The organism is Alkalihalobacillus trypoxylicola (genome assembly GCF_001590785.1).
In the GTDB taxonomy this organism is placed as follows: Bacteria; Bacillota; Bacilli; order Bacillales; family Bacillaceae_D; genus Alkalihalobacillus; species Alkalihalobacillus trypoxylicola.
The window spans coordinates 33,745-57,486 of the sequence record NZ_LTAO01000003.1; the positions used below are offsets into that span (position 1 = coordinate 33,745).

The window sequence follows — 23,742 nt, forward strand, 5'->3', positions numbered from 1 at the left end:
CAATTAGAGGTGAAATATATAATGTCAAACTTTTTATTACCTTATCAAATAGAAATTTTTATTACTTTAGAAATTTTATCGTTAATATGCTTACTTATATTCGGACTTGTTCGCTATTATTTTGATAAGCGACAACTAAGCAATATATTTATTATTCTATTTATTAGTATAACGGCGATTGAAGCTGTTTTTGCCTGGTATTTATACAGTCAAACGGGAGAAATATCCACTCTTCAAATCGTCATTTCTATATTTGTTCTTTATGCAATCACATTTGGGGTTCAGGACTTTAAAAAGCTTGATCGTTGGATGAGAAAGAAAATTGGGAATTGGAGGGGAATCAATCTACTGACAGAAAAAGACTTACAGATGATTGAAAAGCAAAAAGACCCAAAATATGTAGCCCACAAATATCGAATTAGTTCAAGCATTCATCTGATTTTATTCGTTATAGCTCAAACACTTTTTATATCCCTCGGAACAGAAAGCTTGGGAGAGGCGATTTCCTATCTAAAGGACCTTTCATGGATTGGAGCGGGAACCTATACACAAAGCCCTTATCCAAACGAAACGATTTATTCAATAGCTTTATTATGGGGAGTTATCTTCATCATTGATATCCTCTATTCTTGGTCATACACATTGTTTCCTAGCACTAAACAGTAAGAGCCACAGCCTTCTCATCAAAATCTTTATCTTCTTGAGCACAAGCAAGCTAATGATCAGTACTCAACCGGTCATTAGCTTTATTACGTATAAACTCTATTTCACCCTCACTATGCTTCAAGTGCAAGCTACTATCTCTTTTAATCAAACAAATCCATTCCCTTCTTGAAGTATTAATGATACAATCTTAATCGCGTGTGTGTCGATTTCGACATACTATTTAGTCATGGTTTAAAATAGCTTAAATGAAGGTGTATAAATAATGGTTTGGGAGACTTTAAATATTATTGGAACCATTGCTTTTGCTATTAGCGGAGCGATTGTTGCTATAGAAGAAAAATATGACATTCTCGGTGTCCTTGTTTTAGGATTTGTAACAGCTTTTGGTGGAGGAGCGGTAAGGAATTTATTAATTGGAGCACCCGTTTCTTTATTGTGGGACCAAGGACTTCTCTTCGCACTTGCTTTAATCACGATATTCATTGTTTTTTTCTTAAAAGATATGTGGATAGAATATTTAAAAAAGGTCATTATTTTTGATGCAATGGGGTTATCAGCCTTTGCTATCCAAGGTGCAATGATTGCATATCACAATGAATTACCTTTTTGGGCAGTGGCGACAGCTGCTGTTTTAACCGGATCAGGTGGTGGAATCATTCGAGATGTACTTGCTGGGCGTAAGCCTACCATATTTCGTGAGGAAATTTATGCATTATGGGCCTTGCTCGCAGGTTTATTTATAGGATTAGGATTCATTACACACCCTTATGTGTACTATCTACTCTTTTTTATGATCGTAGCCTTAAGAATTTTATCAGTAAGGTACAATTGGACGCTGCCGAAGCATCAAAATCAGCTTTTTCAAAAAGAACTTTAAAGAAATAATGCAAATGGAATTTGAAGATGATTCAAATTCCATTTATTTTTCTCTCCCCTTTTCAATGTTATAATCAAACCAAAAACTTGTTACGTTCTCATTAAAAGCATCAAAGAAAATAGGTGATCATGATGGTTGAATTGTTTATTCTTATGATCGAACGTCTTGGATTAATTGTCATGCTGGCTTTTATCGCGACTCGATTACGTTTTTTCCGAAACATGGTGTCATCCTATCAGTTAACGACAAAACAAAAATATATAGCGATTTTATTTTTTAGTATTTTTGGCATTATTGGTACTTATTCAGGGGTTACCTTTCATTCAGAAGCACTTGAACTTAATCGATTTGTTACTAGCCTTTCAGAAGAAGAAGCTATTGCTAATTTCCGTGTTATCGGTATTGTTTTAGCAGGTTTATTTGGTGGCTATAAGGTGGGGATTGGTGCAGGAGTGATTGCAGGGGTTCACCGAATGCTCTTAGGTGGTTTCACCGGCATTGCATGTGGAGTCGCTACGATTGTTGCAGGTATTCTAGCTGCCGCTTATGCAAAGCGAAATCCTTCGGCATCGACTCAGCCTAAGCATATCTTTTTTTTAGGTGCGATTGCTGAAACCGTTCAAATGGGATTGATCCTTCTAGTGGCACGCCCTACCGATCAAGCAATTGCATTAGTTCAAACGATTGGAGTTCCGATGATTTTAGCCAATGGTTTTGGTTGTGTCCTGTTTTTGTTAATCATTAAAACTGTCGAAAAAGGTGAGCAACATATTAGAGCGGTTCAAACTCAAAAAAGTTTACGAATTGCCCAAAAAACCTTAACTTTTCTGAAGGAAGGATTACATTCTAGATCGGCACAGGAAGTATGCTCGATCCTTTTTAAAGAATTGAATGTAGCTGGAGTCGCCATAACCGATCAGAGAAGAATATTAGCTCACATAGGTTTAGCAAGTGACCATCATAAAGCAGATTTACCTATTCAAACTCAAATAACCTGGGAAGTTATTAAAAGAAAAGAAATGGTGATAGCTAATGATAAAAGCATCCATTGTAATAAGCAAGATTGTCCTTTAGGAGCAGCTGTTATTGCACCATTGTTGATTCGTAATGAAGTCATGGGTACGTTAAAATTTTATTTCCACTCTGAAAAGGAAATTACTGAGCTTGAAAAGGAAATGCTAGCAGGTCTTACGAGCCTGTTAAGTAGCCAACTAGAATTAGCAGCAGCAGAAAAATCGTATCAGCTAGCAAAAGAGGCTGAAATTAATGCATTACAAGCTCAAATCAGTCCTCATTTTCTCTTTAATACTTTAAACACTGTTATTTCTTTAATTCGGATGGATCCTAATAAAGCACGAAAGCTTCTCCATGCATTATCGCAATTTCTTAGACAAAATGTTTCTGCTACTACCACAACTGTTTTACACTCGGTCGAGGATGAATTAAAGCATATACAATCTTACTTATCAATTGAGGAAACCCGTTTTGAAGGGAGATTTCATATCTCTTATCAGATCGATTCCAAATGTCTTGAAACATCGATACCACCATTAACACTTCAACCAATCGTAGAAAATGCCATTAAGCATGCTTTTAAAAATCAAGATATGCATTGTCAATTAGAAATTTCCATTAAAGAAAAGGAGCAAGATGTCGTTTTGTCTGTTACGGATAATGGAATTGGATTTGATTCAGAGGAAATGAATTGGCTAGGTCAAAAAGTATCTCCTTCAAAAACGGGAACAGGCATTGGACTTTATAATATTAATAAAAGATTACAGATGAAATTCGGAGATGATTCAGGCTTACAAATTCATTCGAAAGTCGGAAAAGGTACAAGTATTTCATTCAAAATTCCAAAAAACATTCAAGAGGAGAGTCTGACATGATAACATCTACCATGCGCGCTCTAATTGTCGATGATGAAAAATATAGCCGAGAAGAGTTAATCTATTTATTAAAGTCTCATTCTCAGATTGAGGTCATTGGCCAAGCTTCTACAGGACAGGAGGCTGTTGCTAAAATGATTGAATTAAAGCCTGATGTCCTTTTTTTAGATATTGAAATGCCCGGAATGTCTGGAACAGAAGTGGCAGCTGTTATCAAAGAAATGAAACAGCCTCCTTTTATAATCTTTGCAACTGCCTACCCACAATTTGCTATCGAAGCTTTTCAGGTACAAGCTAAAGGCTATTTATTAAAACCAATCGATGAAGATCAGCTAGCTGAAACGGTCACTCATTTACTTGAATTACGAGGAAAATCTATGATAAATGAACCAACTGAGTATACAAATAACAGCAAGCTTGCAGTCGAAAATGAAGGCTCTATTCTATTCATAGAGCCTGAGCAAATTTTATATGTATACCGTGATGGTAAAAACACAAAAATAGTATCCGCAAAGGGTACCTTTGAAATTAAAATGACTTTAAAAGAATTAGAGTCTAGATTACTTGCCTTTTCGTTCTTCCGTGTTCATAAAAGTTATTTAGTTAATACCCACTATATAACAGAAATGAAAGCTTGGTTTAACGGTGCCTATATTCTCTCTCTCCAAGGATGTGAAGAGGAGATTCCCGTCAGTAGAAATTATGTTAAGCCCTTAAGAGCTCAAATTGAACTCTAAATTTACTCCTCCTAAATGCGTGTTAAGTGTTCATTTAACAGGTTAGTTAGCTTTTTTAACATGTTAACTTCTTAATTTTACATCTTAACTTAAATCCTCTCACAAGATCATTACTTTCTTGTAAAATGATGTTATGAAAACGCATACGAAACTTTAGGAGGATTCAATCTATGATTACTTTCTTAATCGCCATTGCTTTATTAATTATAGGTTATTTTACTTATGGAGCCTTTGTTGAAAAAGTATTTCAACCTAAGGAAGAACGAATAACACCCGCTTATTCCAAGGGTGATGGTGTCGATTATTTACCTATGCATAAAAATAGAAATCTACTCATTCAGCTTATAAGTATTGCTGGTGTTGGGCCCATTTTCGGACCAATCATGGGCGCACTATATGGCCCAGTCGCTTTCCTCTGGATTGTATTTGGTGCGATCTTTGCTGGAGCCGTACATGATTATTTAACCGGTATGATATCAATTAGAAATGGAGGAGCTCATTTACCTGAGTTAGCTGGTCGCTTTTTAGGAAAAGCGATGAAACACATTGTAAATGCTTTTTCCATTTTGTTATTATTACTTGTCGGTACAGTGTTTGTTGCCTCTCCTGCAGATTTATTATTTGATTTAACCAATGGAGTCGTTCCAGTAATCATTTTTGTCGTATTAATATTTATTTATTTTTTACTGGCTACAATACTACCGATTAATAAAATTATAGGAAGTGTTTATCCTTATCTAGGAGCTATTCTACTAGTAAGTACGATTGGCGTTGGAGGAGCTTTAGTCCTTCAGGGTGCTCCTATTCCTGAAATGTCATTTGAAAATACTCATCCTGCAGGAGCAGCTATTTTTCCATTACTATTTCTAACGATATCTTGTGGTGCTTTATCAGGATTTCACGCTACACAATCACCAATTATTTCTCGAACCACCCAAAAAGAAAGTCAAGGACGCCGTATTTTCTATGGTGCGATGATCGCTGAAGGAATTATTGCGATGATATGGGCGGCGGCGGCTATGAGCTTGTTTGATGGCCCGATTACTTTAAGTGAATTAATCGATACGATTGGAACTGGTGGGATTGTGAATGAAATTAGTACCGTATTATTAGGGTCTGTTTTTGGTACGATTGCTGTGATTGGAGTTATTCTATTACCTATCACTTCTGGTGACACAGCTTTCAGAAGCGCGCGAATGATTATAGCTGATTACATTAAGGTACCACAAAAGAAAATTATAAATCGTATGCTTATTGCCACTCCTTTATTTGTTACTTCGATTATTTTAACAACCGTTGATTTTTCAATGCTTTGGCAATACTTTAATTGGGCCAATCAATCGACCGCTGTTATTGCATTATGGGTCGGAGCGATGTTTTTATTCATTAATAAACGAAACTACTGGATTGCAATAGTACCTGCTTGGTTTATGTCGATGACCGTCGCTACTTATATTGCCAATGCTTCTATCGGTTTTGGATTGCCAATGAGTGTATCGTTAGTCTTTGGAGCCATCTTTACTATTGTCATAACCGTATTATTTTTCTTATTTGCCAACAAGAATCGTAAAAATAAAATCCCTACTGAGGATGATGTCTCCAATTGGGATTCTAATGTAGCCTAACATCAGCTCAATAAACGAGGATTGAGCAAAAAATGGTTTTTATATAGCTCATGTAGCGAAACTTGAAATGCTATGTAATGAAGTTATACACAAAGTACGAAAAGGACCTTCCTTCTTATCAAAAGCAGGAGGGTCCTTTTGGATTTGTAGATTCTTTATAAAAGACGAAATCTAGCGGTTAATGAAGTGGCAAAGCTAAACTCTACTTTTTTTAAAAAGGTAGTTCAACACCGTGGAGTATCTTGGGGGAGCAGCCAACTGGTCACCTAACATTTGTGGAGTTCTTCATTCATGCGAGTTGTCCTAGACTGTTTTTGCCATAAAAAAACCTCCTTCCTAATCGTTTTATCTTTTAGATACTCTTACTTTAAGCCTTCATGAGTGTGAATTTTATGCTGATCATAGTCCAGCTTATAAACACATGAGTAGATAGTATTTAAAACATATTCAAAGGAAATTTGGGAGGCAAAGGTTCCGATTTTAGCGAATTTATCTTCTATATTGGGAACAGAGATTGTAAATGAACTAACTTCACTTAATAAGCTACTGCTAGAAGCCGTTATCGTTATAATAGGAATTTTTTTACCTGCCAAATATTCAGCTGCTTTAATAAATTCCTTTTTGTTCGCATGATAAGTTAAGAAAATGGCACAATCTTTTGTTGTAAGGTTTACAGTATGATGGGACCATTCAGATAATTCAGTGGCTATGACGACATACTGATTAATTTTTAGCATTTTATTTTGAAAGCTTTTAGCTCTTATTTGAGAATCGCCCCATGCATAAATAAAAATTCTTTCAGCGTTTTTTAATAAATGAGCACACTTTTCTAATAGATCATTTTCCATATAGGCACAAGTTTTCTCAATCGTATAGCTCATTAAAGTAGACATCTCATTAGCAATTTGAATGGGTGATTCATTTTGACTAAAAGGGTAATTAGGATTTATTTTTCCTTGAGGCTTTTTTTCTTCATTTAATTCTTGAGCTAAAACAATCGAAAATTCCTTGAATCCCATAAAACCAAGCTTCTGTGTCAATCTAACAATAGCAGAGTGTGAAGTATATGTTTGTTTAGCAAGCTCCTGTATGGTCAGGTAAAGCATTTGTTCTTTTTGTGAGAGAATAAAATCTGCAATACTTACCTCGTTTGGAGTAAACTGCTTCTTTTCTTTTAACTGGTCTAATACTTTCATCTAACACAGCCCTCCATTTCTAATTCACTGAAAAAAATGTTTAAGAATGACCGTTTATTTTCCTACATCATTAAAAAATTATACCATAATAGCCCTAATCTCCAATTTAGAAGAACATTTCTACTATACTTGAGTCAATTACATAATTGCTTTATAAAGGTAACGAAGCCGACCATTTATTAAAAGATATCTTGAATCTTTGTGAAATCACTTATTGATTGTAACGGTAGGTAGTGACTCCCAAAGGAAAAGCGCGGTCTGAAGATCCACTCTGACGAAGCTCTGCCTAGTCAGAGTTAGCTGAAGACAAGCCCTTGGGAAAGCATCTACCTAAAGTGGAAATCAAAATCTAATCGAGCGGTTTTCATTATAAGATATGAATGATGAAAAGGGTTAGTAAATTAAAAAATTTATTGAATGGTTTGTTAATTCACTTGTTGATTGAAACGGTAGGTAGTGACTCCCAAAGGATGAGCGCAGTCTGAAGATCCACTCTGACGAAGCTCAGCGTAGTCAGAGTTAGCTGAGGACAAGCCCTAAAGTGGAAATCAAAATCTAATCGAGTGGTTTTCATTATAAGATATGAATGAGTAAATTAAAAAATTTATTGAATGGTTTGTTAATTCACTTGTTGATTGAAACGGTAGGTAGTGACTCCCAAAGGAAAAGCGCAGTCTGAAGATCCACTCTGATGAAGCTCTGCGTAGTCAGAGTTAGCTGAAGACAAGCCTTGGGAAAGCATCTACCTAAAGTGGAAATCAAAATCTAATCGAGCAGTTTTCAATAAAAGATAGCAATTATGAAATTAATTCACTTAATAAAACATATCAAAAAATAAAGGAGATTTCATCATGCTTACAATTGGATATATCGGCAATGGTAAAAGTACAAATCGTTATCATCTTCCCTTCTCATTAAATAGAGATCATATCTTTGTTAAAACTATATATGCTCGTGACTTAACCAAAAAAGTTTGGACACAAATACCAGGAGTCAACTACACCAATAATTTAGATGATGTTATGAAAGATCCGACTATTCAAGCCATTGTCGTTTGTACAAACGTTGAATCACATTATCAATTTGCGAAAATGGCTCTAGATCATGGAAAGCACGTTTTAGTAGAAAAGCCTTTCATGCTAACAAAAGATGAGGCTGTTAAAATCTTCAATTATGCCAAGGAAAAGAATTTAGTCATTCAATGCTATCAAAATCGAAGATATGATTCAGACTATCTCACGACCAAAAAGTTGATCGATTCAGGGATATTAGGTGAAATACTAGAGGTTGAGATGAATTATGATTATTATCGACCCGAAACCCCACGAAGGATTCAAGCCTTTTCTAAGTTTAATAGTTTTTTATACGGTCACGGAGTTCATACAATTGATCAAGTGATTTCCTATTTTGGTCAACCTAACACTATTCATTATGATGTGCGACAGTTATTAGGTCCTGGAAGAATGAATGATTATTTTGACTTAGATTTCCATTTCTCCTCTTTTAAAGTTTCTGTCCGGTCGAGCTTTTTTAGAATAAAGTCAAGGCCACGATTTATCGTTTACGGAACAAATGGGATGTTCATTAAAGAAACCGAGGACAGACAAGAAGAGCATTTAAAGTTATTTTATATGCCTAAAGGAAATGATGACTTTGGTATCGATCTCCCTCAACATTACGGAACGTTAACCTATCAAGATTCTGAAGGATGCTTTCATGAGGAGAAAGTCCAAACAGAAAAAGGAGATTATGCTCGAATTTATGATGATTTCTATCAATCGATTTTTCATGGTAAGGAAAAGTCAATAAAAGACGAGGAAACGATTCACACTATGGAAATACTAGAAGCTGGTATTAAGGGGTGTCTGTGATGAATCTAGGGATAGCTGGTTCAGGTATGATTGTACAAGATGTATTAAAATTAGTTGAAGATATTCCTGATATAAAAGTAAAAGGTCTCTTTGCTCGTTCAATAGAAAAGGTTCAAGCTCTTCAAAATAAACATCATATTCCAGATGCTTTTACAAATTATGAAGAAATGCTATCTAGTCAAAAAATTGATACGGTATATATTGGTCTACCCAATCACCTTCATTATCAATATGCTAAATTAGCTCTTTTAAATGGAAAGCATGTCATTTGTGAAAAGCCTTTTACTTCCTCCCTTGAGGAATTCAGAGAGCTAGTTAGGATTTCTAAAGAGCGTCATCTCATGCTATTTGAAGCCATTTCTAATCAATATCAAGAAATGTATTTACAACTTAAAAATATCCTTCCTCAGCTAGGAAGAATCAAGCTTGTTGAATGTAACTATTCGCAGTTTTCCTCAAGGTATCAAGATTTTAAAGATGGTTATGTTCATCCGGTCTTTGACCCTCAAAAATCTGGTGGAGCATTAATGGATATTAATATTTATAACATACATTTTGTAGTCGGTCTTTTCGGGCTTCCTTCGGATGTTCAATACTTTCCAATTATAGAGAATCAAATCGACACTGCTGGTGTACTTGTTTTGGATTATGGAACATTTAAAAGTGTGTGTATCGGCTCAAAGGATAGCCACGCCACTTCCTTTCTTCAAATCCAAGGAGAAAATGCTAGTTTATATATTCCAAACTCTGCTAACGATATTCAAACATTAGAGTATAAAGAACCTAAAAAAGAAACGATTCATATGAAGGGAGATCGTTTAAAACATCGAATGTATGATGAATTTATTCAATTTACCTCTTTCCTAAAAACAGAGAATTATGATGAAGTAGAAAGAAGATTAATTCATAGTGAGAATGTATTAAAAGTTGTTGAGAAGGCTAAGGCTGAAGGTTAAAAAGATATTCTCCTCCTTTTCCTTAATGATTACTTGGTTATACTTAAAAATGATTCGTTTGCCTAAACCTAATTCGTCATTCATAATGAAAGAAGTACTGAATACATTAGGAAGAGCACTCATTATCATATTTATATCATCATTATAACAGGAGGGATGTTCAAGATGCCTGACACTGTTAAAGAAGAATTTAAGTTATTACTTCAAGTCTTTCTTCCTTTTTTTATTATTTTATTGATTGCACTTATATTTCAAATGATCTTCGGAGAAGTTCCACCACTTATCCCATTCATTTTAATCGGCGTAGGTTTATCAGTACTTTCTTTCTCCATTTTCGGGAAAAAAATAGTCATATTTTCTTCTTTTTTTACGTTATCAAGTTTATGTAGCTTACTCATTTTCTTTCTATGAGTCTAATAATCATGGCAATGTATTAAAGGATTATGGAGAAATGTATAGTGGACTTCAGTAATCTTTAGAGGGGGAGATTCCCCCTCTAAAACACCAAGTTCAAGAGGCTTTTCCCGTCAAAAAATGATTATTTAATTCTAAAGGCTTCAATTTTTGAATATAGTGATTGTGATAGTTTCTCTAAATGATTTCCTATTTGATTCGTTTGTTTGGTTTCTCTTACCTGCTCTTCACTTATTGTCATAATTTCCTCTGCACTTGCCAGCGTTTCTTGTGAAATCGATGTTAATTGCTCTGTCGCATGTGCAAAATTCTCCAGCGTTTTCTTCACTTCAGACGTACTATTCTGAGTAGCACGAATACTTTGATGTACACGATTTGTTTCCACGATTAACTGTTGAATAACATTCATTGTACTATCCGTAATAGATAATTGTTCTTTTAATTCTCCAAAACGCGATTGAAACGATTGAACAGAGTATGAGGAGCTTTCTTTGATATTTGTAATGGTTTCATTCATTTTATTCGTAGCATGTCCTGATTGCTCAGCTAATCTTTTTACTTCTTGTGCGACAACAGCAAAACCTTTCCCATGCTCCCCCGCTCTTGCTGCTTCTATAGAAGCATTTAAGGCAAGAATTTTAGTTTGTTCAGCTAGATTGTTAACTAAATCAATTAATTGGGTAAGAGCATTAGAATCTTCCGCTACACTCTTTATAATTTGTGAAAGATGTTTAAAATTATCATTAAATTGATGAATACCCGCACTGAGCTTTTGTAAATGTTGTTGGCCTTTTTCTCCTGATTCTGTCATACTTTCAGAGCTATGATGAGCCTTATCCATTTCGAACAAAACCGAATCCATTTGTTTGCTCACTTCTTTAAATGTAACCGTGTTTTTTTCAGAATCATCAGCTGTTTTTTCAGCACCGCTTTTGACCATTAAAATCGCTTCTAATAATTGCTCACTAGATATTAAAGCTTTACTTGATGAATTTTTCAGCTGTGCTCCTTCCTTTTCTAGCTCATAGATTGTTCCTTGTAATTCTTCAATCATCTTTTTCATTTGAGAAATCATTTCATTATAACTTTTAAACAAAGATTGCATTTCTGGAATTTTAGTTTTTACCGAGTCCACTCTAAAAAGCTTTCCTTCACGAGCATTTTTCATAGCACTTCTTAAAGTATGAACTGGCTTTGTAATCGATTGTACGAGGAAATACACAATCACGGCAGTAAGGATCATACTCAAAACAGTAATAATAATTGTCAATATAGCCATTTGATTTACCGTTTGTAAATAGGAATCCGTCGGTAGGATAATTCCGTATTGCCCATTAATTTCTTTCATATTTGTAATGACGATTGTGTAATCAATGCCATCTATATTCTTTTCAAATACTCCTTGCTCATTAGTAGTGTCCTCATTCCATAATTCTTCATTGAAAGAAATTGAGTTTTCACTTACTTTAAACGGGATAAGCTGCTGATCTCTCAAGTAGAAAAACTCGGCAGCTAAGCCTTCTTCATGTAGTTTTTCCTTTTGTAGTCTGACATTTCCCTCAAGCTGCTGCATGAAATATTCTTCATCACTAACATAAACAAATTTCAAGTTTTCAGCAATATATTGCATCATGTCAGCTTCTCTTTCTAAACGATTTTTAGTGAAATCGTAAGCCATCTCCTTCGTTTTCGTATAAGTCGTAAAGCCAATAATCGTCATTACAACAACGAACAATGAGATAAAAAGCAAAAATAGTCTAGTCCCCCATTTAATTTGAAAAATCCTTCTAAGTTTAGAATCTTTCACCTTCACAACCCCCTAATAATACTTTAGACCCAAGACTATTCTATAATATGAATATGAAATAGATGTAAAGATTATTTAAATTTCTGTGGAGAATTGTAAAGGAGACGCAATATAACGCAATAGGATCCCTGATGAAAATGTATTGTATGCTTGTTAATTAACTTGTTGATTGTAATGGTAGGTAATGACTCTCAAAGGATGAGCGCCGTTTGAAAATCCGCTCTGACGAAGCCTTGCGTAGTCGGAGTTAGCTGAAGACAAGCCCTTGGGAAAGCATCTACCTAATGTGAAAATCAAAAAACTAATCGCTCGGTTTTCATTATAAGATATGAATGATGATATTGGGTTTAAGTGAATAAAATCGACCATTCATTTTAAAAAAGTATTGAATATTTGCGAATTAACTCGTTGATTGTAATGGTAGGTAGTGACTCCCAAAGGATCAGCGCAGTGTGAAGATCCACTCTGACGAAGCTTTGCGTAGTCGGAGTTAGCTGAAGACAAGCCCTTGGGAAAGCATCTACCTAATGTGAAAATCAAAAAACTAATCGCTCGGTTTTCCTTATAAGGTAGAAGGATGAAATTGAATCATTTATAAACGATTTAGAAGAAATTTAAGGACTGTTAAAGCTTAACGCCATCACATAAGGAACACTAGAAACTAGCATTAAGCTGATATTTAGCATTAGCATAGAAAAAACAGCTTGTTTAGAGCTAAAAAAACTAAAAAATAGTCCAATTAAAGCCAAGAAAAAAGGACTAAACACAAAAAAATTACCCACTTTAAAACCAATAAAAAAATCTACATGATAAAAGCTATATAAATTGGGCAGCAAAAATAAAATAATAATGGATAATCCAGCAAATAACAGTGAGACGAAAGTAAATAACTTATTATTCATGCTTACCTCCGAGTACAATATTGATATAATAGGGTTAATGATTTCAAAAAAATCCTTTTAGTTAGGTCTATTTAAAGGTACCATAAAAGATGCTTTATTTACCAATTTTACCCTTAGAATGACGGATGAAACTCCCTTTATTATACATATTCAATATCAGAGTTCTAAAACCTTATTAATTAGCTTCTATTTTCTAATGAAAAATTATGACTTTAAGGAGATGTACTATGCCTTGGTGGTTCTCATATAAGCATAACGGTCCCGACTTTACTATGTTTGGAGCTGCACATTTGTCCGTTCTTACTTTGTTAATAATCGCTTGTCTGTACTTCATTCTCGCTCGCGAAACGTTTAGAAACTCTCCTAAGCTCGATCGTAATATTCGATATACTTTAGCTGCATGTCTCATTTTCCTTGAGGCCTCTTACCATATATGGTATATAGTAAACGATGCTTGGTCTGTTCAATTCGCCTTGCCGTTACACCTTAGTAGCATCACCCTCATTACATGTATTTTTATGCTCATTACAGGTCATAAAAGGTTGATTGAAATTACCTTCTTTGCAGGTGTTAGTAGTGCTTTTTTAACTCTCATTACACCCGATGTTGGGAACTTTGGTTACCCGCATTTTCGTTTTTTTCATTTTTTCCTTTCACATGCAATCGTCATTATTGCATCCATTTATATGATTGCTGTTAAAAAGACGATGTTAACTTTTAGCTCGGTTATGACAGTGTGGTTATACACAAACCTCTATGCTGCTCTCATTTTCCTTGTAAATTTCATAACGGATGGTAATTACTTATATTTGATGAGAAAACCAGCAGGTCCTTCACCATTCGATTGGTTTGGGCCATGGCCTTATTATATTTTAGTTTTACAACTTGTCTCTCTCATTCTTTTTGTCTTCATGTATGGACTGTATCAGCTTCTTTTTAGAAAAGGACATCATCATAATCGAAAAGGCAATAATTACATGCACGAATGAGAAACCCAATAGTTATAAAGTACTCCAACTTTAACGCACGATAAACTCCCCTCATCATCCGATAGGTAACGTATTTTAGAGTAAGTATTCAAATGTATCAGGATCTTCCTTCTAATAAAAAGAAGAAAGGTCCTTTTTTTGTATATACACCCGTTATACACCATTTATCATACATTTAATTATAAAAAAAGGTTTTGTCCCTTCCTCACACTACTCTTAAACGAAATATGTAAATAGAATATTCGTCGTTGATTCTCCCGACTAAACTTAGTCTCTTTCTTAGTTTTCCATAAACAGGTAGCATGATTTGTTAACTGGAAGACAAAATAATAGTGAATAAAATTCTGATAAGAAAGGAAGGGGAAAATATGAACAGTCACCCATCATATCATGCAGGGGATATTGTCTATGTGTTATATCGTAATCCCCATACTCAGGATGTAGCGAATGTACAGGCAGCGGCTGTTGTCAATCATCCTGAGCAACCTGACCAACTTGCTTTATTTCTTTACGAAACTTATTACTCTTTAACTGATGAGTTAGCCATTTATACATCGGAGGAAGAAGCTAATCATGCCTATGAATATTATTATGGTGATATTTCCGAGGGAAATTTAGAATGAAAAAGCCATTTAACCCAAAACTAGTTTACTTTGAACCTGGTGCATTAGAATATCCACTTGGTCAACAATTATTAGAAAAATTTAAACAACAGGATGTTGAAATCCGTACGACAACTTCTCATAATCAAGTACGAAACCTTCCTGGTGATAATGATTTCCAGCGATATCGCGTAGCAAAATCTACCCTTGTGGTCGGTATCCGTAAGACTTTGAAATTCGATACTTCAAAGCCTTCTGCTGAATATGCCATTCCATTTGCTACTGGCTGTATGGGACATTGTCATTATTGTTATTTACAAACTACGATGGGCAGTAAGCCTTATATTCGTACATATGTAAATGTAGATGAAATTTTAGGGGCAGCCGATCAATATATGCTAGAGCGAGCTCCAGAAATGACTCGGTTTGAAGCATCCTGTACATCCGATATTGTAGGGATCGATCACTTAACACATACTTTAAAAAGAGCGATTGAGCATTTCGGAAAATCTGAGTTTGGTAAATTAAGATTCGTCACAAAATTTCATCATGTGGATCATTTATTAGATGCAGAGCATAATGGCAGAACTAGATTTCGATTTAGTGTAAATGCGGACTATGTCATTAGAAATTTTGAGCCTGGAACATCTCCTTTAGAAAAACGTATTGAAGCAGCTGGAAAAGTAGCACGAGCGGGGTACCCACTAGGCTTTATAGTTGCACCCATTTATTTGCATGAAGGCTGGAAAGAAGGATATCTTCATATGTTTGAAAAATTAAATGAAGAGCTTCCCGAAGAAGCAAAAAAAGACTTAACCTTCGAATTTATCCAGCACCGCTTCACAAAACCGGCAAAAAGGGTGATTGAAAAAAATTATCCTATGACTAAATTAGAATTAGATGAGGAAAAAAGAAGATACAAATGGGGGAAATATGGGATTGGAAAATATATTTATCAAAAAGAAGAGGAAGAAGATTTAAAAACTCATCTTTATGGATATATGGAAAAGTATTTTCCTGATGCAAAGCTTGAATATTTTACGTAAGAAATACGATAGAGTGTAAGGAAGCTCTCATGGTAGCATCCGGTTAGAGACGAACTAATTTTTTTAAAACATATTTGGCTTTGCCACTTATCTAGAGTCTTTGTGTCTTTGTCTGCTAGATGTCACTTTCATGAATTTTGAATTCCAATTGGCCCCCTTTCTTGATGAAAAGGGGACCTTTTCGTATCACACTATTCTATAATCGCTACTTGAGCTATTTAAAACATTTTTGTTCCTGCCTACATCTAAAAAAAACAATAATTTCCATCCATAATTCTTTTATTCTCTTACATTTTTTAATGGCTTATTTAACAGATTCAAAAATGGGCTTTATTCGTTTAACTATACATTTATTAGGGAAAATAAGAGTATTCATTTTACTTAGAATGTAGGAGGATACTTATGGAAGAGCCAAAAATTTACGATCTCATTGGAATAGGAATTGGGCCATTTAATTTAAGCCTAGCTGCATTAATAGATCCTTTAGAAGAGTACGAAACGCTCTTTTTTGAACAAAAGCAAGAATTCAATTGGCATCCGGGAATGCTTATTGAGGGTATGGATTTACAAACACCTTTTTTAGCCGATTTAGTCACCTTTGCTAATCCTACAAGTCCCTATTCGTTTCTTAATTACTTACATACACAAAATCGTCTATATCCGTTTTACTTTTTTAATTCTTTTGATATTCCACGTGAAGAATATAATGAATATTGCAAATGGGTAGCTTCCCAACTCAATCATTGCTTCTTTGACTATAGAGTGGTTGATGTAGAAGAAATTTCTTCAAAACCAAACTCTTACTATCAAGTAGTCGTAAAAAATGGGAAGTCAAATGTAGAAGAAACTTATTTTAGCAAGCACATTGTAATAGGGACTGGCAGTATTCCGTTCATTCCTAAGGATTTTAAACCTTTTAAAGAAGAACATGTCATTCATACAAGTCAATATTTATATCATGAAGAAGAATTAAAGAGAGGAAAAGCCATTACTCTCGTTGGCTCAGGACAAAGTGCAGCTGAGGTATTTTTAGATTTACTAAGAAAGCAAAATAATCACGAATATAAACTGACTTGGTATACAAGATCTGCTGGTATCTTTCAGAAGGAAGAAGCCAAAATAGGGAAAGAAGTTTTTTCTCCTGACTATGTAGATTATTTTCATCAATTATCCTTTCAGCAAAGAAAGGACGCTTTAGAGGATTTAAACTCGCTTAGAAATGGCGTAGACCCTAAAATACTTCGTAACATCTACGATCTCTTATATAACCGTTCCATTAACGAACAATTACCTGTGAAAATACAACCAGCCACAGAGGTTAATGGTGTAACAGAAGGAGAAGAATTACCTCTTCAATTAACATGTAACCAGTGGCAGGAAGGACAAAGCTTCACAGAGGAAACCGATCGGGTAATCTTGGCAACAGGCTATAAGCCCAACCTTCCTGATTGGTTATCAAAATTTAAAGAGGATATCATATGGGAAGACGAAAAAAGGTTTAAGGTTTCTAATGATTATCGAATAGAATTTAAGGATAAACGTAAAAATCATATGTTTACCTTAACTAATATTGAGCATTCTCACGGCGCTAGTGCTACAAATTTAGGTCTCTCTGTCCTAAGAAATCAAATGATTATTAATACGCTCGCTGGAAAGAGCATCTATCCAATTCCAAAGAGAACGATCTTTCAACAATTTTCTCCCAATTGATAAGCATAGGAAATATAATGATAAGTCCAACGACATGCCCGGACGTTGGACTTTATTTCTTGTTACTTTTAAGTTTTCTCACAATACTATCAACTGAATCTTCTACATTCATTAGATCCGTATCTATGACCATAGAAGCTGAGCGCTTGATGATTTCATTAAATTGGTGATAATTGGCGGTAATTTCCGCTCTTTCCCTTTCTATTTTTCCATATGGATTATTGGTTCGTTTAGAGACTCTGTATAAAATGGTCTCTAGTGAAGTTGTTAAACATATCACTTCATTAAAATAACCGTAAAATTTCCCTTGATTCGAAACTGTACCTGAAATAATTAATGGCGTTTTTCTAGTGTTCTTCAACAAACGTTCGATTTTATCTTCGTCCCATAACCATTCATATTCATCTCTCTCTTTTTGGTAAACGGAAATTGAATAATTAAAATAATCCGTATCAATGGTTTGAAAACCCATTAGAGAAAGCTTCTCTAAAACCGTAGATTTCCCCGTTCCAGACATGCCAGTAATAAGTAAAATAGAATCATTCACTAAAAATCACCTGCCTTTTATAGAATAAAAATGTCTTCTCTCTAACAGGTAACGGGCTGAGACAATACCTCAAGAATGGATGATTCGCTCTCCCCTTCGCGTCCAGTGGGGTGCTGCGGAACTAACTTTTTTAAAAGTGGATTTCGGCATGTCCGCTAGCTTACACGCCTTCTACCCTTTCAAAAAAACCTCCTTTTTTCACAGTAAGGAGGTTCATGGTTCGTTACACATCATTTCAATTTTCTCTCGTATGGTGATATTAAAACAGGTTTTGTCCCGTCCTGCCTTTACTATTATTTTTTATTTCGATATAAATACATAGTAAGTGGAGCAAAAATAAGTAAGATAATGGCTGATGCAATGAAAACATAAATTAATTGTTCAGCTGTTACACTTCCATGCATAAGACCACGAACGGCTGCAGCTAATAAGGAAATAGGGTTAATCTCTACAAATCCTTGAAGCCAGGTTGGTAATGTTTCAGGAGCAACAAATACGTTACTAACAAATGTTAAAGGAAACAAAACCATCATACTAACCATCATTAGTGATTTTTCTGAACGTAATATCATCGCAAGTGTCGTCCAAATCCATGATAAACAGAAGCAAAACCAAAGGACGATTCCTACTGCCAGTATAACCCCGATGAATCCCCCCTCTGCCCGAAATCCTAATATGTAACCAAGACCAATCATAATCGAGGATGCCATACTATAACGAAGTACATCTACTAAAAGAGCTCCTACTAATGCGGATGGTAACCAGATAGGTAAGGTACGAAAGCGATCGAAAATCCCCTTCTTAATGTCATTATTTAAATCAAGACCCGTATACATCGTAATTTGTGATACGGTCATGACTAAAATTCCTGGAAGCAGGAATTGTAAATATTCGCTAGTTGAACCTGCAATCGCTCCACCAAATAGATAGGTGAACATAAGCAAGAAAATAATAGGGAACATCGTGACATCAAATAATTGTTCAGGTATATGCTTAATTCTAAGCAAGGCACGCTTTCCGAAGGTTAGACTAGACGATAAGGGATTAGGACTATTAGGACGTTTTGTCTGAGAAAAAACGTCTAATAATTCTTTTTCCTCTTGAGTTTGTTCGTACGGTTTATTCATGACTTCCACCCCTTTCTATTGCTTCGTCAGTCGGCTTTTGACCCGTTAATGAAAGAAACACCTCATCTAAACTTGGCTGTCCTAATGTAAAAGAATCAACGACAATCGATTGCTCTGTTAAGACCTTCAGAATTTCGATCGCTTCTAATGATTGGTCAATTCGAATATGAAAGGACCCTGGTTCATTCAAGGTTTGAATCGAACTTGGGAAGCTTCTAGCAACTAGTTCCATTGCCTGTTCTCTTTCATTTTCATTCTTCAATGTAATCGCTAAAAGATTAGAGCCTACAGAGGACTTTAATTCATTTGGTGTCCCTTCTGCGATAATTTTCCCATCATTTATTACAGCAATACGATCAGCTAGTTGATCAGCTTCTTCTAAATATTGCGTCGTTAAAAGAACCGTTGTTCCTGCCTTTACTAAAATGCGAATAATATCCCAAACCTGATTTCGACTACGCGGATCGAGACCTGTAGTCGGTTCATCTAAAAACAATAAATCTGGAGTTAGTACAATACTGCCCGCTATATCAATCCTTCTACGCATCCCACCAGAATATTTTTTCACCTGTCGATTACTTGCCTCTTCTAAACGAAAGGCTTTTAATAATTGAACCGCTCGTTCTTTCGCTTCTTTTTTGGTATAACCAACTAGCTTAGAAAGCATCACTAAATTTTCATAGCCCGTCAAGTCTTCATCTAATGAAGCATACTGCCCGGTTAAGCTAATTCTTTTTCTAACCTCAGCTGTTTCCGTTTTAATATCATATCCAAAAACCTTTGCCTCTCCACCATCAGGTTTTAGTAGTGTGGAAAGCATTCGTATCGTCGTTGTTTTTCCAGCCCCATTCGGACCTAAAAAACCATAAACCACCCCTTTTTTTATTTTTAAGTCAACACCATCTACGGCTCTATGCTCCCCAAATATTTTAACTAGTCCTTTTGCCTCAACGGCTAATACATTCTCTTCTCCAACCATATCCACTTTCACTCCTTTTTATCATACAACTGACCTTAAAATGAGTCTTTCTATTTTCCATTCTTTTTAATCAAGCGGTTTCCACATACAGCTCAGTTTGATTTCCTATTTTTTTTGTAAATAATAATGATTAACTGCTTGATCACTATACGTTTTGATAGGCTCTGGTATAACACTTTCAAACAAATGGGCATTCTCTTCAAAAAGATCAATTTTATCAGCTATTTGTTCAACAATACTTGGGTCCACCATTTTTTCAATATCAACCATCAATTCCTTAATAATACACTGTACTTCCTCACTAGTCGGATCTTTCCCTTGGTTAATGGCATCAATCATTTTATGAAAATAGATGACATTTTGCTTAAGTATACGACCTCTATCATCTGGACTGTGATTAAATAATTGGTCGACCCATTCCTTAGAAAAATGTTTAATCAAAAAATTCTTTTGCTCCCTCTCTAGTCGATACATATTAACGACCATAAAAAGAATATCCATGTATTCTACCGCTTTACCTTCACTAACCTCCACTATTTGCTCAGCATCTTCTACTGCTTCAATCATTGTTTCAAGACGTTCCTTTTGTTCCATTAATAGCTTCTTCTGCAAAGATAATGTAAATGAATAATGTTCTTTATTTTCATCTAAAAGTGGTTTAATCTCATCTAAAGAAATACCTAGAAATTTCCACGCTTGAATTCTTAATAATATTTTTTCTTCTTCTTTTCCATATAACTTATGACCCTGAGCATTCGTGCTTTGAGGCTTTAATATGCCAATATCATCATAATAACGAAGTGTTCGAACCGTCACATTTATCCTTTTTGCAAATGTTCCAATCGTTTCCATATCTTCACAACCCCTTTCACTTTTTTAAATTGTATCCTGTTACGTTACGTTATAAGCAAGAGGTTTTTTTGTATATGAAAAACTTAATTTTATCGTTTACTTCTTTTCTTCTACTATATTATCGTACACTTTTACTCATTTGTATTACTTATCCAAAAATTTATTTAGATATATATGTTCATTAACTCATTGCAATTCTTTATGGGCAATTTTAATGATGGCATAGTACGAGCTCAAAATATTTAATACTTCGTTAAATCATAATCTTGAATCATTTATTTATTAAAACGGAACGATTGGTTTTTGTTTTCCACTTTAGGTAGATGCTTTCCCAAGGGCTTGTCTTCAGCTAACTCTAACTAGGCTGGGCTTCGTCAGAGTGGATCTTCAGACTGCGCTCATCCTTTGGGAGTCACTACCTACCGTTACAATCAATAAGTAAATTCACAAGCATTCAAGACATATTTTTTACTTCACTTAAACTCACTACATCATTTCTATCTTTTAAGAAAATCGAACGATTAGGTTGTTGATTTTCCCTTTAGGTAGATGCTTTCCCAAGGGCTTGTCTTCAGCTAAATTGATGTTCGGTTTCGTTCACTTATAAATCAATGATGAAATGGACTCATGCAAAAAAACATTGACAGGTTTAACGATTCTCACTAAAATAGGTAAGCAACCTATAATAGACCAGTCAGTATAATCTTAAAGGAGAACAGACTTAATGGATGCAAAACTAGATTCAAAAACGAATATCCTCGCTGCTGCTGCTAGACTTTTTCATTTACAAGGCTATCACGCAACAGGTCTTAACCAGATTTTAAAAGAAAGTGGTGCTCCTAAAGGATCTCTCTATTACTATTTTCCAAATGGAAAAGAACAGCTAGCTACAGAAGCTATTGAGCAAATGAGCGAACGAATTTACGTTGAAATTAAAAATAGCTTAAATAACTTTCCAACGTTAAAAGAAGGAATTCAGTTTTATATTGAGAAATTAGCTCAAAAATTCGATAAAATAGACGAGCTCGAATCGATGCCCATAGGGCTTCTAGCTTCAGAAACTTCTTTAATTAGTGAGCCTTTGCGAAACACATGCTTACGCTCTTATCAGAAATGGGAGGATTTATATTATCAAAAATTAATTGAAAACCATTTTGACAGTAAGGATGCATCGCATATTAGTGTAATGATTACCTGTTTAATAGAAGGAGCAATTACCCGTTCGTTAGTAAGTCATAATGGGAATCCATTGAGAGAGGTTCGTATTAGTTTAAATAAACTGATTGAAGAAAAATGAATGTAATTTAACTATTCGTAAAAAATATAAATATAGACAATTTGTAGAGATGGAGAGGTATGCAGCATGACGAATATCCCACAAACAGAAGTCGCACAAGAAAAAATCCGTCCTGTGCCGATTACAATTGCTCTTATTATAGGAGCATTTATTGGATTATTTAGTGAAACAGCTCTAAATATGGCTCTCACTAATATTATGGCAGAATTTCAAATTTTGCCTCATGTAGCTCAATGGTTAACAACAGGATATTTACTTGTTCTTGGTATTTTAGTACCGGTTACTGGATTTTTACTACAATGGTTTACGACACGTCAATTGTTTATCGCCTCACTATGTTTTTCAATAATTGGTGCCATTATTGGCGGATTAGCTCCTAGCTTTGAAATTTTAATGATTTCGAGAATCGTTCAAGCAATGGGTACAGCAATTCTTTTACCATTAATGACTAATGTTATTTTACTAATTTTCCCTCCAAGTAAAAGAGGAACCGTTATGGGGACTATGGGGTTAGTGATTATGGTTGCTCCAGCAGTTGGTCCTACTCTTTCTGGACTTCTTGTCGATAGCTGGGGATGGCAATCTATATTTTGGATTTTCACACCTGTATTAATACTATCACTTATTTTTGGTATGATATTCATCCAGAACGTCTCAACTATTACTAAACCTAAAATCGATATTCTTTCTATCCTCCTCTCGTCTATTGGATTTGGTGGAGTTGTTTATGGGTTTAGTAGTGCTGGAAAAGGAACCGGTTCATGGTTAGACCCTATTGTTTTTATTCCGATTCTTATTGGGTTAATAGCGCTTTTAATCTTTTCTATAAGACAGCTTAAACTGGATCAGCCTATGCTTGATTTAAAGGTTTTCAAATTTCCTATGTTTTCATTAGGAGTTATCATGGTATTTTTAGGGATGATGATTATTTTATCCTCTGCGATTCTTTTGCCGCTTTATTTAAAGGGTGGACTTTTATTAACAGCTTTAGCTGCAGGCTTTGTTTTACTTCCTGGTGGAATTATTAATGGGTTAATGTCACCTATAACAGGAAGGTTATTTGACAAATTTGGACCAAAGTTTTTAATCATACCTGGCTTTGCTTTAACCACTACTTTTACTTTTCTATTTACAAACGTTACAACAGAAACGAGTCAAATAGCGATTATTATTATGCACACGATATTGTTTATTGGGGTGGCAATGGTTATGATGCCATCACAAACGAATGGTCTTAATCAATTACCCAAAAGTAATTATCCAGATGGATCGGCAATTATGAATACTTTATCTCAAATTGCAGGTGCAATTGGGACAGCTATTGCGATTGGATTTCTATCGGCTGGTCAAGCTAGCTATCTAGACGCAGCTACCAATCCAAATGATCCTCTTGTTATAGCAGAAGCATTAACCGCTGGTACTCAAAACGCGTTCTTTTTTGCCTTTATTGCTTCTATCATTGGATTAATCGTTTCTTTATTTGTTAAGAGGGTGAAGGTCTCACACTAATTGAAATGAATGAACAGAGACCGTCATAACTAGCCTCGAATACAGACAAAATCTCCGTCACTTGGAAATAGTGATGGAGATTTTTTTCTGCTACTAGCTTTTAAGCAAGTTAGCATGCCTCTTTTCAATTTTTTTACTGAATAA

At 34.9% G+C, this 23,742-nt stretch carries 20 protein-coding genes; 13 read left to right on the forward strand and 7 right to left on the reverse strand.

Annotated elements, in window-relative coordinates:
• Positions 1–21 precede the first annotated feature (21 nt).
• The 5 genes from AZF04_RS03730 (at position 22) to AZF04_RS03750 (ending at position 5,794) form a co-directional block, all read left to right on the forward strand.
• A complete protein-coding gene (locus AZF04_RS03730) occupies positions 22–666 on the forward strand; it encodes a hypothetical protein (protein ID WP_061947620.1) in 645 nt (214 codons plus the stop codon).
• 262 nt (positions 667–928) lie between these two features.
• Entirely contained in the window at positions 929–1,543 is a 615-nt protein-coding gene (locus AZF04_RS03735) for a trimeric intracellular cation channel family protein (protein WP_061947621.1), read from the forward strand.
• 131 nt (positions 1,544–1,674) lie between these two features.
• Positions 1,675–3,432, forward strand: a complete 1,758-nt coding sequence (locus AZF04_RS03740; RefSeq protein ID WP_061947622.1) for a sensor histidine kinase — start codon at positions 1,675–1,677, stop codon at positions 3,430–3,432.
• On the forward strand, positions 3,429–4,169 hold the full coding sequence (locus AZF04_RS03745; RefSeq protein ID WP_061947623.1) for a LytR/AlgR family response regulator transcription factor: 741 nt from the start codon (positions 3,429–3,431) through the stop codon (positions 4,167–4,169). The genes AZF04_RS03740 and AZF04_RS03745 overlap by 4 nt, the downstream gene beginning before the upstream one ends.
• A 170-nt stretch (positions 4,170–4,339) precedes the next feature.
• Positions 4,340–5,794 (forward strand): carbon starvation CstA family protein, encoded by a 1,455-nt coding sequence (locus tag AZF04_RS03750; RefSeq protein WP_061947624.1) that lies wholly within the window; start codon positions 4,340–4,342, stop codon positions 5,792–5,794.
• Positions 5,795–6,156: 362 nt separating this feature from the next.
• Here the strand turns inward: AZF04_RS03750 and AZF04_RS03755 are convergent, their stop codons facing one another.
• Entirely contained in the window at positions 6,157–6,990 is an 834-nt protein-coding gene (locus tag AZF04_RS03755; RefSeq protein WP_061947625.1) for a MurR/RpiR family transcriptional regulator, read from the reverse strand.
• 851 nt (positions 6,991–7,841) lie between these two features.
• Between AZF04_RS03755 and AZF04_RS03760 the strand changes: the two genes are divergently transcribed.
• Together AZF04_RS03760 and AZF04_RS03765 are read left to right on the forward strand one after the other, a co-directional pair.
• Complete coding sequence (locus tag AZF04_RS03760; protein ID WP_061947626.1) at positions 7,842–8,861, forward strand: Gfo/Idh/MocA family oxidoreductase; 1,020 nt, start codon at positions 7,842–7,844, stop codon at positions 8,859–8,861.
• Positions 8,861–9,817, forward strand: coding sequence for a Gfo/Idh/MocA family protein (locus tag AZF04_RS03765; protein ID WP_061947627.1), 957 nt, complete (start codon positions 8,861–8,863; stop codon positions 9,815–9,817). The genes AZF04_RS03760 and AZF04_RS03765 overlap by 1 nt, the downstream gene beginning before the upstream one ends.
• Positions 9,818–10,355: 538 nt before the next feature.
• On the opposite strand, the gene AZF04_RS03775 is transcribed toward AZF04_RS03765, so the two are convergent.
• Entirely contained in the window at positions 10,356–12,038 is a 1,683-nt protein-coding gene (locus AZF04_RS03775; protein WP_082795432.1) for a methyl-accepting chemotaxis protein, read from the reverse strand.
• 614 nt (positions 12,039–12,652) lie between these two features.
• Positions 12,653–12,940 carry a hypothetical protein gene (locus tag AZF04_RS03780; RefSeq protein WP_061947629.1) on the reverse strand — a complete coding sequence of 96 codons (288 nt, stop codon included), beginning with the start codon at positions 12,938–12,940 and terminating at the stop codon, positions 12,653–12,655.
• Between the two features lie 227 nt (positions 12,941–13,167).
• Between AZF04_RS03780 and AZF04_RS03785 the strand changes: the two genes are divergently transcribed.
• The 4 genes from AZF04_RS03785 (at position 13,168) to AZF04_RS03800 (ending at position 17,287) form a co-directional block, all read left to right on the forward strand.
• Complete coding sequence (locus tag AZF04_RS03785; RefSeq protein ID WP_061947630.1) at positions 13,168–13,929, forward strand: YwaF family protein; 762 nt, start codon at positions 13,168–13,170, stop codon at positions 13,927–13,929.
• A gap of 368 nt (positions 13,930–14,297) precedes the next feature.
• Positions 14,298–14,552, forward strand: a complete 255-nt coding sequence (locus tag AZF04_RS03790) for a transcriptional regulator SplA domain-containing protein (RefSeq protein WP_045478035.1) — start codon at positions 14,298–14,300, stop codon at positions 14,550–14,552.
• A complete protein-coding gene (gene splB / locus AZF04_RS03795) occupies positions 14,549–15,577 on the forward strand; it encodes a spore photoproduct lyase (RefSeq protein ID WP_045478038.1) in 1,029 nt (342 codons plus the stop codon). The genes AZF04_RS03790 and splB overlap by 4 nt, the downstream gene beginning before the upstream one ends.
• A gap of 402 nt (positions 15,578–15,979) precedes the next feature.
• Positions 15,980–17,287, forward strand: coding sequence for a lysine N(6)-hydroxylase/L-ornithine N(5)-oxygenase family protein (locus tag AZF04_RS03800; RefSeq protein ID WP_061947631.1), 1,308 nt, complete (start codon positions 15,980–15,982; stop codon positions 17,285–17,287).
• Between the two features lie 52 nt (positions 17,288–17,339).
• Here AZF04_RS03800 and AZF04_RS03805 read toward each other — a convergent pair whose 3' ends face one another.
• The 4 genes from AZF04_RS03805 to AZF04_RS03820 all read right to left on the reverse strand — a co-directional run bounded on the left by AZF04_RS03805 (position 17,340) and on the right by AZF04_RS03820 (position 20,792).
• Positions 17,340–17,834 carry a shikimate kinase gene (locus tag AZF04_RS03805; protein WP_061947632.1) on the reverse strand — a complete coding sequence of 165 codons (495 nt, stop codon included), beginning with the start codon at positions 17,832–17,834 and terminating at the stop codon, positions 17,340–17,342.
• Positions 17,835–18,127: 293 nt separating this feature from the next.
• Entirely contained in the window at positions 18,128–18,961 is an 834-nt protein-coding gene (locus tag AZF04_RS03810; protein ID WP_061947633.1) for an ABC transporter permease, read from the reverse strand.
• Positions 18,954–19,940, reverse strand: coding sequence for an ATP-binding cassette domain-containing protein (locus tag AZF04_RS03815; RefSeq protein WP_061947634.1), 987 nt, complete (start codon positions 19,938–19,940; stop codon positions 18,954–18,956). The genes AZF04_RS03810 and AZF04_RS03815 overlap by 8 nt, the downstream gene beginning before the upstream one ends.
• Positions 19,941–20,045: 105 nt before the next feature.
• Positions 20,046–20,792 (reverse strand): MerR family transcriptional regulator, encoded by a 747-nt coding sequence (locus AZF04_RS03820; protein ID WP_061947635.1) that lies wholly within the window; start codon positions 20,790–20,792, stop codon positions 20,046–20,048.
• A gap of 724 nt (positions 20,793–21,516) precedes the next feature.
• Here AZF04_RS03820 and AZF04_RS03825 point away from each other — a divergent pair.
• Positions 21,517–22,089 carry a TetR/AcrR family transcriptional regulator gene (locus AZF04_RS03825; protein WP_061947636.1) on the forward strand — a complete coding sequence of 191 codons (573 nt, stop codon included), beginning with the start codon at positions 21,517–21,519 and terminating at the stop codon, positions 22,087–22,089.
• 66 nt (positions 22,090–22,155) lie between these two features.
• Positions 22,156–23,598, forward strand: coding sequence for a DHA2 family efflux MFS transporter permease subunit (locus tag AZF04_RS03830; protein WP_061947637.1), 1,443 nt, complete (start codon positions 22,156–22,158; stop codon positions 23,596–23,598).
• The last annotated feature ends 144 nt before the right edge of the window (positions 23,599–23,742 follow it).

Excerpts from the sequence above, each read along its gene's own strand:
- AZF04_RS03735 (WP_061947621.1), top strand. The coding sequence starts at position 929 with ATGGTTTGGGAGACTTTAAATATTATTGGAACCATTGCTTTTGCTATT.
- AZF04_RS03780 (WP_061947629.1), bottom strand. The coding sequence starts at position 12,940 with ATGAATAATAAGTTATTTACTTTCGTCTCACTGTTATTTGCTGGATTA.
- AZF04_RS03825 (WP_061947636.1), top strand. The coding sequence starts at position 21,517 with ATGGATGCAAAACTAGATTCAAAAACGAATATCCTCGCTGCTGCTGCT.
- AZF04_RS03785 (WP_061947630.1), top strand. The coding sequence starts at position 13,168 with ATGCCTTGGTGGTTCTCATATAAGCATAACGGTCCCGACTTTACTATG.
- AZF04_RS03755 (WP_061947625.1), bottom strand. The coding sequence starts at position 6,990 with ATGAAAGTATTAGACCAGTTAAAAGAAAAGAAGCAGTTTACTCCAAAC.
- AZF04_RS03830 (WP_061947637.1), top strand. The coding sequence starts at position 22,156 with ATGACGAATATCCCACAAACAGAAGTCGCACAAGAAAAAATCCGTCCT.
- AZF04_RS03790 (WP_045478035.1), top strand. The coding sequence starts at position 14,298 with ATGAACAGTCACCCATCATATCATGCAGGGGATATTGTCTATGTGTTA.
- AZF04_RS03815 (WP_061947634.1), bottom strand. The coding sequence starts at position 19,940 with ATGGTTGGAGAAGAGAATGTATTAGCCGTTGAGGCAAAAGGACTAGTT.
- AZF04_RS03820 (WP_061947635.1), bottom strand. The coding sequence starts at position 20,792 with ATGGAAACGATTGGAACATTTGCAAAAAGGATAAATGTGACGGTTCGA.
- AZF04_RS03750 (WP_061947624.1), top strand. The coding sequence starts at position 4,340 with ATGATTACTTTCTTAATCGCCATTGCTTTATTAATTATAGGTTATTTT.
- AZF04_RS03765 (WP_061947627.1), top strand. The coding sequence starts at position 8,861 with ATGAATCTAGGGATAGCTGGTTCAGGTATGATTGTACAAGATGTATTA.
- AZF04_RS03740 (WP_061947622.1), top strand. The coding sequence starts at position 1,675 with ATGGTTGAATTGTTTATTCTTATGATCGAACGTCTTGGATTAATTGTC.
- AZF04_RS03745 (WP_061947623.1), top strand. The coding sequence starts at position 3,429 with ATGATAACATCTACCATGCGCGCTCTAATTGTCGATGATGAAAAATAT.
- AZF04_RS03730 (WP_061947620.1), top strand. The coding sequence starts at position 22 with ATGTCAAACTTTTTATTACCTTATCAAATAGAAATTTTTATTACTTTA.
- splB (WP_045478038.1), top strand. The coding sequence starts at position 14,549 with ATGAAAAAGCCATTTAACCCAAAACTAGTTTACTTTGAACCTGGTGCA.
- AZF04_RS03760 (WP_061947626.1), top strand. The coding sequence starts at position 7,842 with ATGCTTACAATTGGATATATCGGCAATGGTAAAAGTACAAATCGTTAT.
- AZF04_RS03800 (WP_061947631.1), top strand. The coding sequence starts at position 15,980 with ATGGAAGAGCCAAAAATTTACGATCTCATTGGAATAGGAATTGGGCCA.
- AZF04_RS03810 (WP_061947633.1), bottom strand. The coding sequence starts at position 18,961 with ATGAATAAACCGTACGAACAAACTCAAGAGGAAAAAGAATTATTAGAC.